The organism is Streptosporangium sp. DT93, from assembly GCF_049844535.1.
Taxonomy (GTDB): domain Bacteria; phylum Actinomycetota; class Actinomycetes; order Streptosporangiales; family Streptosporangiaceae; genus Streptosporangium.
In genome coordinates, this window is record NZ_JBNCLF010000002.1 from 474,749 (window position 1) to 484,737 (window position 9,989).

The window sequence follows — 9,989 nt, forward strand, 5'->3', positions numbered from 1 at the left end:
CATGACCACCGACACCAGACCGCTGATCCTGCTGGTCGCGACGGGGATGAGGCACTACCGCGAGTACCTGCTGCGCTCCATCGCCACCGAGTACCGCGTCCACCTCATGGTGACCGCCGAGCCCGGCTGGGAGAAGGAGTACGTCACCGGCTGGACCGTCGTCGCGAACCTGGGCGACGGCCCCGCGCTGGCCGCCGCCGCGCTGGAGCTCACCGCCCGTGAGCCCGTGCACGGGGTGCTGTGCTGGGACGAGGCCACGATCCTGGCCGCCTCGCACATCTCGCAGGCCCTCGGCCTGCCGGGCGGCGACACCGAGATGGTGCGCCGCTGCCGCGACAAGCACCTCACCCGCGTCGCGCTCGACGCGCTCGGCGTCCCCCAGCCCAGGTCGCTGGCCGTCTCCACCTTGGAGGAGGCCCTGAGCGCCGCCGAGACGGTCGGCTACCCGGCCATCCTCAAGCCGCGCGGCCTCGGCGGCAGCCTGGGCGTCATCAAGGTCGACGACGCCGCCGAGCTGACCGAGCGGTTCGCCTTCGTCCACGACCTGCACGTGCCCGGCGGGGCGACGTTCGAGATCCCCGTCCTGGTCGAGGAGTTCGCCGACGGACCCGAGGTCAGCGTCGACGCCGTCGTGCAGAACGGCGTGGTGACGCCGCTCTTCCTCGGCAGGAAGGTCCTCGGCTACGAGCCCTACTGCGAGGAGGTGGGCCACTTCGTCGACGCCCAGGACGAGCTCCTGCAGGACGCGGAGTTCCGCCGCGTCCTGCAGGACACCCACACCGCGCTGGGGTTCACCGACGGCTTCACCCACACCGAGATCAAGCTCTCCTCCCGGGGACTGCGCGTCATCGAGGTGAACGCGCGCCTGGGCGGGGACATGATCCCCTACCTCGGGCTGCTCACCACCGGCATCGACCCCGGCCTGGCCGCCGCCGCGGTGGCCTGCGGCCGTACCCCCGCGCTCGCGCCCGAGCGCAAGCTCGTCGGCGGCGTGCGTTTCTTCTACGTCGACGAGGACGACACCACGATCGAGTCGATCGCGTTCGACGAGACCGGCCTGCCCGCGGAGATCGACCGGGTCGTCCCGGTGGTCGCCGCGGGAGCCACCGTCTCACCACCGCCCAAGGGCACCCTGTGGGGGCGTATCGCCTACGCCACCGCGCTATCCCCGACCGTCGACGAGTGCCGGGCCGCGCTGGACGCGGCCGAGGCCGGCCTGAAGGTGAAGGCAGCCGCATGACCGCCGTTATCGAGAACGAGAGCAACGTGCCCCCGACGCCCCCACCCCCCGCACCGCCCACGCAGGACGACGGCGTGTTCGTCACCCTGCGGGAGACTCCGCGCGCCGTCAAGGCGCTGCTCTTCGGAGGCTTCATCAGCAAGCTGGCCGCGTTCATCCAGATCTACCTGGTGCTGTTCCTGACCGACCGGGGCTTCTCGGCCACCCAGGCCGGGCTCGCGCTGGGCGTGTACGGCGCCGGTGCGGTGGCGGGATCGCTGGCCGGAGGGTCGCTCTCCGACCGGCTCGGCGCCCGGGCGGTCACGCTGATCAGCATGGGCGGCTCGGCCGTCCTGATCGTGTCCATCCTCTACGCCCCGAACTACGCGACGCTCCTGGCGGCGGTCTTCCTGGTCAGCACGGTCGGCCAGTTCTACCGGCCCGCGGCCCAGACGATGCTGACCGAGCTGACGCCCAGGCACCGGGTCGTGATGATCACGGCGATGTACCGGCTCGGTCTGAACCTCGGCATGACCGCCGCCCCGCTGATCGGCGCCGGGCTGCTGGCCGTCTCCTACAACGCGCTCTTCTGGGGCGAGGCCGCGGCCGCGCTGATCTTCGGCGTCACCGTGATGTTCGCGCTGCCCAGGCGCGCCCCGCGCGCCGCGGCCAAGACGGTGGCGGCCGAGGAGGCGACACCCGGGCAGGGCGGGCGCACCGGCTACCTCGCCGTGCTCGCCGACTGGCGCTACAGCGTCTACCTGGTCGCGATGCTGCTCACCTCCATCGTCTACTGCCAGTACACGGCGACCCTCCCGCTGGACATCTCCGCCGCCGGCATCAGCCTGTGGTGGTACGGCGCGGCCGTCTCGCTGAACGGCCTCATCGTCATCACCTGCGAGCTGGCGATGACGAAGGTCGTGCAGAAGTGGCCGATCCGGCTGACCGCGGTGCTCGGCCTCGGCCTCGTCTCGGTCGGCTACGCCATCTACGCGATCTCGCCCCTGCCGATCTGGTTCATGCTCGGCACGCTGGTCTGGACGCTCTCGGAGATCATCGGCGGGCCCACCACGTTCGCCTACCCCGCCCTGGCGGGCCCCGAGCACCTTCGCGGACGCTACATCGGCGCGATGCAGAGCGTCTTCGGGCTCGGCACCGCGATCGGGCCGGTCATCGGCACCCTGGTGTGGTTCCAGGTCGGGCGCTCGGTGTGGCTGTGGGCCGCGCTGGTCTCGGCGATCGCGACCGTGGCGGGCGTGATCGGCATGCGGGACCCGAACAAGACACCCCCGGGCGGGACCGCCACGGCGGGCACGGGACCGGACGGGGCCGACCCGGACACGGTCGCGGTGGACCCGCTCGCCCCGGGCACGGTCGTCCTGGACACGGTTCCCGCGGACTCGCAGGGCGCCCCGGGCGCGAGCGCCCCCGACAAGGCCGGCGGGTCGCGTGACGCGACCTCCCCGGCGACGTGAGCGGGGAGACACGATGATCAGAATCGCCGTCGTGGGCGGCGGGATCGCCGGGGCGATGCTGGCCTGGCGCCTGTGCGAGGTCGTCAGGGGCAGCTCCGTCCACCTCTACACCGGCGAACCGCACCGCAGGGCCGACGCCAGCGCCGCCTCGGGGGGTCTGACCAGGGCCTTCGAGCCCGACCCTGCCCTGTGCCTGGAGGCCGCCGACAGCCTGGCGGAGCTCCACGCGAACCGGGAGCTGCGCGAGTGGGCCTCCTACCGGGAGACCGGCTCGGTGTACCTGCTGCCGGGCCTGGGGCCGGGCACCGAGAGCCTGGTGGACCTGGTGCGCAGCCGTCTGCCCGGCTCGATCTCCCTGGTCAGCGGCGAGGAGCTCGGCGCCCGCGGCACGTTCCGCGACCTGCCCGAGGGCAGCGTGGCGGTCGTCGAGAGGCGCGCCGGGCACCTGTCGCCGAACGCCTTCCGCGACCGGCTCCTGATCGAGCTCGTCCGCTCGGGCGCCTTCGTCACCGACGGCCAGGTGGACGGCATCACCGCCGAGGCGGAGGTCCGCCCGTCCGAGGGCGCCCCGGCCAGGTTCGACGCCGTCGTGGTGGCCGCCGGGGCGTGGACCCAGGGTCTCCTCGCCCGCACGGGCCTGACGGACGCGGGCCTGCGCACCAAGGTGATCCAGTACGTGCTCGGCCCCTCCGACGGGAGGGGACCGGCCGCGTTCGTCGACGAGACGTCCGGGCTGTACGGCAGGTCGTACGCCGAGCGGCGGGTCCTGCTGGGGCTGCCCACCGAGCGGTGGGACATCAGCCCCGGGACCGTGCCCACCGACCCCGACCTCACCAGCAGGATCCTCGACGTGGCCGAGGCCAGGATCGGGTACCGGCCGCCCGCCGGGACGGTCGAGGCCGTCACCGCGGTCGAGTGCTACCACCCCACGGGCGGGCTCTCGCTGCGACCCCTGGCCAAGGGCGTCTACACCTTCACCGGCGGGAGCGGCGGCGCGGGCAAGACCGTGCTCGCCGCGAGCCGCACGGCCGCGCGCAGCCTGGTCAGGTCCCTGCGGTGAGCGCGCGGGCGGTGGGGGCCGCCCGGACGTCCAGGGTGAACCGGGCGACCGGCGCGACCCGGGCGACCCGGGCGACCCGGCCGGCGAGGGCCGGTCAGGTCGCCGCGGTGAACGTCAGGTAGCAGTAGTCGTCCAGCATCTTCGCCAGGGGACGCCCCGGGCGGCCCAGCTCCGCCGCCAGCGCCTGCTCACCGAGGTCCGCCTCCGCGAGCAGGCGCCGCGCCCATTCCCGGCCCGTCCGCAGGTGCGCGCGGTAGGCGCCGGCCGTACGGGATCCGTGCAGGGCGTCGGCGATGGCGGCGTCCCAGGGCATCAGCGTCCGCGGGCGCAGGGCGTGCAGCGTCTTGGACGCCGCGGTCGGTCCCAGGGAGCGGGGCCTGGCGCCGGGGGTCGCCGGCATCGCCGACAGGTCCGCGTAGCAGGCGCCCAGCACCTCGATCCCGGCGTCGTCCAGGGCGGCGAGCGTGACATCGGGGCCCGGCAGGTGCTCCCCCCAGCGCTCCCACCAGGCGGCGACCTGGGCGCAGAAGACGTCGGGCTCGCCCTCGCGCGGGTAGCGCAGCCGGCAGCCCCACGCGTTCAGCCAGGTCAGCAGTGCCCGGCGGTGGTCCGGCAGCGCGGGGTCGACTCGCGTCCCGGTCGCCAGCAGCAGCCGCTCCCACGACCTGTCGGCCGCGCCGTAACGGGCGAACGCGCCGACCGCCGCGCGCAGGCTCTCCAGATCGGGACCCGCCACGTGTCCCGTCGCGGGACCCGCGCCGTGTCCCGTGACGGCACCCGCGCCGTGTCCCGTGACGTGTTCCGTGACGTGTTCCGTGACGTGTTCCGTGACGTGTTCCGTGACGTGTTCCGTGACGGGACCCGTCACGTGCTCGGGTGCGGTGGGCGTCACGGCCGCCCGCCCGGCAGGGACGGCAGGCCCCGGCCCCGCATGAGCGCGGTCAGCAGCCGCTCGGTGCGCTCGCTCGGCTCCACGCCCAGGTCGGTGCGCAGCCGCAGGCGGCACACCTCGTACCAGCTCAGGACGCGGCCGAGCTCGCCGAGCTCGCCGTGCATCATCATCAGGGCCTGGTAGGCGCTCTCGTGGTGGGGGTCGACGTCCAGGGCCCTGCGGCACCAGTGCATCGCGGCCGGCCAGTCCTCGCGCTCCAGCGCCTCGGTGCGCAGCGCCGACAGCGCGCGCAGGGCGGTCCCGCGCATCCACTGCCGCTGCTCGTTGATCCAGCCGTCGGTCTCCCCGGCGAGGAAGTCCCCGGTGTAGAGGTCGGCGGTCCGCTGGAACCAGGCGATCGCGGTGTCGTGCTCCTTGGCCACCCACGCGGTCCGGCCCCGGTCGAAGGCCCGCTGGAACTCCTCGATGTCCACCCACGCGTTGTTGGTCCGCAACAGGTACCCGTGGTCCTGGTAGAGCAGGGTGAAGCCGTCCCCGTCCTCGAACGTGCTGAGCACCCGCCGCACGCCGTGCACGGCGACCTTGAGGGAGCTGGAGCCGTGCTCCTCCCTCTCGGGCCACAGCACCTCGTGCAGCCGGTTCCTGTGGACGAACCGCTCGCGGTTGACCAGCAGGTACTGGAACAGGGCCCGCGCCTTGCCGGCGCGCCAGTGCGAGACGGCCTGCCCGTCGACCTCCAGGCGGAAGTTGCTCAGGCAGCGGGCGACGACCGAGGGCGCGCCCTCGTCGCTCCCGGAGCCGTCGGGGCCGGATTTCACCAATTCTTGAACAGGCATGTTCGCTTCCCTCAGGAGGACGCCCCCCGCCGCTCGCGGGTTCATCCGCGAACGCCGAAGCACGTCGAGTACGAGTGCGGTGCCAGCACGACCTGGATGTGGAAAGGTGTGCGCTCGTCGTGCATCTTGAACATGACCGAGATCTCCGGGTACGAGGTGGTCATGCCGAGCCCGGCGAAATAATGGTCGGTGGCGAGAACGAGACGATAGAGCCCCCGCTCCATGAACTCGTCATTCCATTCCTTGACATTTCCCTCGATATCGGTCTCTCCCTCGGAGACCGCTTCCCAGCCGGTACCCGAGGCACGCTCCAGGCGGGCCCGGACACCGGCCGCGGATCGGCCGTAGACGCCGTCAAGTGCCTGTGTGGCGATGCTCATGTGGATACCCATCTGCTGGTTCGGGGCCGCGCGCTCCGTCTCACGCGTCCTCGGTCCCATCAGGGTGCTCCAGGACGTTATCGGTCCACCTTCGGCCCGCTATCCGCCGGCCGTCCCCGCCGCAGGATGGCGGGGATGCCGGATCAGAAGGAATCGGATAAGGGGTGGATAGGGGGTCTGTTTACGTTTTGAAGCAGACAGGCGGACAGCACTGAACGGCCTGCGGGACACGAAAAAGAGGTACAGGAAATGCGGGAATTCGCGAGCATCGGCGCCCTTCGGATCATGGTCTCCGCCGTCGCCGTCCTCGGGTGCCTCGGTCTCGCCGCCGTCACCGGTTCGATCGCCGACAGGCCCGCCGCCGACGGGGTTACGGCGACCGTGGCGCTCGGCGGCAACACCCCCTGGGGCATCGCGGGCAAGGCCCCGGGAAGCCTTGACGGCGCCAACACCCCCTGGGGCATCGCGGGCAAGGCCCCCGAAACCCTCGACGGCGGCAATACCCCTTGGGGCTAGAACGTCACTACTCGCCTGGTGAGACCGGTGCGGGCGGGAGATCACCGGAGCGGCCGGAGCCTTCACGGGCCCGGCCGCTTCTTCGTACCTGAAACCCACCGTTAGTCGCAAATAGGAGCAGACCTTTACAAATCCCCCTAGTTCTCCAATGGGTGGCGTTGTATGATCCCGGGCAGGTAGCGGTACTTACATAGGAATCACCCCTAGTGACCAGCCGGTCGACCGTCCGGAGTCGCGGGGGGCGGGGGTTGAGTCTGTTTTGTTTGATGTAAGGCAATGGTCAGATCCCTGACGTCTCTCTTACACCGACCGTGCGGTGAAATTTCTAAGCAGGCCGTGATTCTGTAAGGAGATTCGGTGGAGTATCGGATCCTCGGCCCCTTGGAGGTCGTCGCCGGCGCGCAGCGACTGGATCTGGGAGCGCCTCGGCAACAGGTCGTCCTTTCCTGCCTCCTTCTGGAGGCCAACCGCATGGTCACCATCGGGCGCCTCACGGAGGCGATCTACGGTGACGACCTCCCCAGCACCTCGCGCGCGCAGGTGCAGATCTGCATCTCCTCGCTGCGACGGCTGTTCGCCGCCAACGGCGGCCTCGACGTCATCGCCACCCACCCCCAGGGCTACACGCTGCGCGTCACCGAGGGGCAGCTCGACTCCCAGAACTTCGAGGGCCTGCTGAACCAGGCCCGCCAGGCGCGCGAGGACCACCGCGCCGAGGAGGCCGTCAGGCACTACCGCGACGCGCTCGCCCTCTGGCGGGGACCCGCCCTCGACGGCCAGGAGAGCCGGCTCGTGCAGGCGGCGGTCGGCAGGCTCACCGAGCGCCGCGTCAACGCCAACGAGGACTGCGTCGACCTGGAACTGGAGCTGGGCAGGCACCACGAGCTGGTGGGCGAGCTCAGCGAGCTCGTCGAGGAACACCCGCTCAGGGAGCGGCTGCGCGGCCAGCTCATGCTCGCGCTCTACCGCTCGGGACGCCAGGCCGAGGCGCTGACGGTCTACCGCCGCGCCCGCCAGACGATGATCGACGAGCTGGGCATCGAGCCCAACGAGAGCCTCCAGCAGCTCGAGTACGCCATCCTCACCTCCGACGAGAGCCTCGACCCGCCGGCCCGCCAGCGGCAACAACAGCAGCAGCGGCAGCAGGAACAGGGACAGCAGGAACAGCGCCGGCCCCAGCAGCAGCGCCACACCGAGACGCGGGAGGCGCCGGCCGCCCACCGCACGGTCCCGCGCCTGCTCCCCACCGACATCGCCGACTTCACCGGCAGGATCAAGCTGGTCGAGGCCATCCGCCGCCAGCTCACGTTCGCCGCCGAGGACCGCCAGCGCCTCGCCGTCCCCGTCATCGCCGTCGTCGGCAAACCGGGCATCGGCAAGTCCACGATCGCGGTGCACGTCTCGCACAGCGTCGCCGGCCGCTACGAGGACGGCCAGCTCTACGCCGACCTGCACGGCGGGGAGTCCCACCCGCTCGGCTCCGGCCAGGTGCTCGAACGGTTCCTGCGCGCGCTGGGCGTGCCGGGCAACGCCATCCCCGACGGGGTGGACGAGCGGGCGGAGATGTACCGCGCGCTGCTCGCCGGTCGCAGGATGCTGATCGTCCTGGACGACGCCAGGAGCGAGAGCCAGGTGCTGCCCCTGCTGCCCGGCAACCCCGAGGCCGCGGTGATCATCACCAGCCGCAGCAGGCTCGCGGGACTGGCGGGCGCGGCCCACCTCGACGTGGGCCTCTTCGACTCCGACCAGTCGGTGGACCTGCTCGCCCGCATCGCCGGCGTCGAGCGGATCCAGGCCGAGCGCGAGTCCGCGGCCGAACTGGCCGGCCTGTGCGGGCACCTGCCGCTGGCGCTGCGCATCGCGGGCGCCAGGCTCGCCGCCCGCCCCCACTGGACGGTCGACCAGCTCGTGGGACGCCTGGAGGACGAGACCCGCAGGCTCGACGAGCTCAAGCACGGGGACCTGGGCATCAGGGCGAGCATCTCGCTGACGTACGAGAGCGTCAGCGAGGACGCGCGCCGCCTGTTCAGGCGCCTGGCCATCCTGGAGTCGCGGCACTTCTCGGGCTGGATGGCCGCCGCGCTGCTCGACTGCCACCCCTCCGACGCCCAGGACCTGCTCGACGACCTGGCCGACAGCCAGCTGGTCGAGACGACCGACGCCGGGTACGGCGTGCACAGCCAGTACCGCTTCCACGACCTGATCCACGTCTTCGCCCGCGAGCGCCTCGCCGGCGAGGAGGCCGTCGCCGACCGCAACGCCGCGCTGGAGCGGGTGCTCGGCGGACTGCTCTTCCTGACCGGCGAGGCCCACCGCCGCGAGTACGGCGGCGACTACGTGCAGGTCCACAGCGACGCGCCACGCTGGCCGCTGCCCGAGCGGCTGGTCGAGAAGCTCGTCATGGCCCCCCTGCCCTGGTACGAGCGCGAGCGGCTGACGCTGATCTCGGGCATCCGCCAGGCGGCGCAGGCCGGGTTCGTCGAGCTGTGCTGGGACCTCGCGATCAGCGCGGTCACCCTGTTCGAGTCGAGGATCTACTTCGACGACTGGCGCGAGACCCACCAGGTCGCCCTGTCCGCCGCCCGGCAGGCCGGGGACCGCCGCGGGCAGGCGGCGATGCTCTACTCGATCGGCTCGCTCTACATCGCCGAGCAGCGCTTCGGGGACGCGCGCCGCGACTTCGAGTCGGCGGCCGAGCTGTTCGGCGAGGCCGGGGACGACCTCGGAGTGGCCCTCGTCATCCGCAACATCGCCTTCCTGGACCGGATGAGCGGCCGGCTCGACGAGGCGGTGGAACGATACGAGCGCGCCCTGGGCATCTTCCGCGGCACCGGCGACCAGGTCGCCTCCGCCTACGTGCTGCACAGCATGGCCCAGATCAGGCTGGACTGCGAGGACCTCCAGGAGGCCAAACGCCTGCTGGGGGAGGCGCTGAACCTCAGCAGGGTCGGCGGCAGCCGCCGGGTGGAGGCGCAGGTCCTGCACCGGCTGGGCGAGACCTACCTGCGGCTGGAGGAGCTCGCGTCGGCGGCCGAGGTCTTCGAGCAGACGCTCACGACCGTGCGCAACATCGGCGACCCCACCGGCGAGGCGTACGCCCTGCACGGCCTGGGCATCACGCGGCTGCGCCAGGGCGACTTCCAGGAGGCCGAGCGCACCCTCCACCAGGCCCTGGAGGTGGCGAGCACCGGCGGGGAGAGACTCGCCGAGGCCAGGATCGTCCTCGGGCTCGGAGAGCTGGCCCTCGCCGTCGACCAGACCGAGCAGGCCATCGGCCGCCTCCACCAGGCCCTCGGCCTGTTCCACAAGATCGACGCGCCGCTCCACCAGATGCGCGTCCTGGTCATGCTCAGCGGCGCCTACGCCACCGTCGGCGAGCCGGCGGCGGCGCGCAGCGTCTCGGAGGAGGCGCTCGAACTGGCCGCCGCGATGCCCCCCGAGATCGCCGCCCGGGTGCGCGCCCAGCTGGAGGCCCTCTCCGTGCCCTGAGAACGACGGCCCGGCACCGGAACGCGCGTTCCGGTGCCGGGCCGCCGGGGTGGGGCGGATCCGCTCCGCAGCTGCGGCGCCGCGCCGCCGCCCGGCGCGCCAGGCCGCCCGGGCCCAGATCC

8 protein-coding genes are annotated in these 9,989 nt (G+C 72.1%); 5 read left to right on the forward strand and 3 right to left on the reverse strand.

Annotated elements, in window-relative coordinates; all coding sequences use genetic code 11:
- Position 1: 1 nt before the first annotated feature.
- From ACLQ2R_RS07310 to ACLQ2R_RS07320, 3 genes are read left to right on the forward strand one after another with little or no spacing between them, the layout of a single operon-like run.
- Positions 2-1,240, forward strand: a complete 1,239-nt coding sequence (locus ACLQ2R_RS07310; protein ID WP_425958558.1) for an ATP-grasp domain-containing protein — start codon at positions 2-4, stop codon at positions 1,238-1,240.
- Positions 1,237-2,694, forward strand: coding sequence for an MFS transporter (locus ACLQ2R_RS07315; RefSeq protein WP_425958559.1), 1,458 nt, complete (start codon positions 1,237-1,239; stop codon positions 2,692-2,694). The genes ACLQ2R_RS07310 and ACLQ2R_RS07315 overlap by 4 nt, the downstream gene beginning before the upstream one ends.
- 13 nt (positions 2,695-2,707) lie before the next feature.
- Positions 2,708-3,754 carry an FAD-dependent oxidoreductase gene (locus ACLQ2R_RS07320; protein WP_425958561.1) on the forward strand — a complete coding sequence of 349 codons (1,047 nt, stop codon included), beginning with the start codon at positions 2,708-2,710 and terminating at the stop codon, positions 3,752-3,754.
- Between the two features lie 94 nt (positions 3,755-3,848).
- Here the strand turns inward: ACLQ2R_RS07320 and ACLQ2R_RS07325 are convergent, their stop codons facing one another.
- The 3 genes from ACLQ2R_RS07325 to ACLQ2R_RS07335 form a co-directional block, all read right to left on the reverse strand.
- Positions 3,849-4,490, reverse strand: coding sequence for a hypothetical protein (locus ACLQ2R_RS07325; RefSeq protein WP_425958562.1), 642 nt, complete (start codon positions 4,488-4,490; stop codon positions 3,849-3,851).
- Positions 4,491-4,642: 152 nt separating this feature from the next.
- Positions 4,643-5,482 (reverse strand): AfsR/SARP family transcriptional regulator, encoded by an 840-nt coding sequence (locus ACLQ2R_RS07330; RefSeq protein WP_425958563.1) that lies wholly within the window; start codon positions 5,480-5,482, stop codon positions 4,643-4,645.
- 41 nt (positions 5,483-5,523) lie between these two features.
- Complete coding sequence (locus ACLQ2R_RS07335; RefSeq protein ID WP_425958564.1) at positions 5,524-5,862, reverse strand: hydroxyisourate hydrolase; 339 nt, start codon at positions 5,860-5,862, stop codon at positions 5,524-5,526.
- Positions 5,863-6,111: 249 nt separating this feature from the next.
- Here ACLQ2R_RS07335 and ACLQ2R_RS07340 point away from each other — a divergent pair, with 249 nt between their 5' ends.
- Both ACLQ2R_RS07340 and ACLQ2R_RS07345 read left to right on the forward strand, forming a co-directional pair.
- On the forward strand, positions 6,112-6,378 hold the full coding sequence (locus tag ACLQ2R_RS07340) for a hypothetical protein (RefSeq protein ID WP_425958566.1): 267 nt from the start codon (positions 6,112-6,114) through the stop codon (positions 6,376-6,378).
- Between the two features lie 357 nt (positions 6,379-6,735).
- Positions 6,736-9,867, forward strand: coding sequence for an AfsR/SARP family transcriptional regulator (locus ACLQ2R_RS07345; RefSeq protein WP_425958567.1), 3,132 nt, complete (start codon positions 6,736-6,738; stop codon positions 9,865-9,867).
- Positions 9,868-9,989 lie beyond the last annotated feature (122 nt).

Excerpts from the sequence above, each read along its gene's own strand:
- ACLQ2R_RS07310 (WP_425958558.1), top strand. The coding sequence starts at position 2 with ATGACCACCGACACCAGACCGCTGATCCTGCTGGTCGCGACGGGGATG.
- ACLQ2R_RS07315 (WP_425958559.1), top strand. The coding sequence starts at position 1,237 with ATGACCGCCGTTATCGAGAACGAGAGCAACGTGCCCCCGACGCCCCCA.
- ACLQ2R_RS07320 (WP_425958561.1), top strand. The coding sequence starts at position 2,708 with ATGATCAGAATCGCCGTCGTGGGCGGCGGGATCGCCGGGGCGATGCTG.
- ACLQ2R_RS07330 (WP_425958563.1), bottom strand. The coding sequence starts at position 5,482 with ATGCCTGTTCAAGAATTGGTGAAATCCGGCCCCGACGGCTCCGGGAGC.
- ACLQ2R_RS07335 (WP_425958564.1), bottom strand. The coding sequence starts at position 5,862 with ATGAGCATCGCCACACAGGCACTTGACGGCGTCTACGGCCGATCCGCG.
- ACLQ2R_RS07340 (WP_425958566.1), top strand. The coding sequence starts at position 6,112 with ATGCGGGAATTCGCGAGCATCGGCGCCCTTCGGATCATGGTCTCCGCC.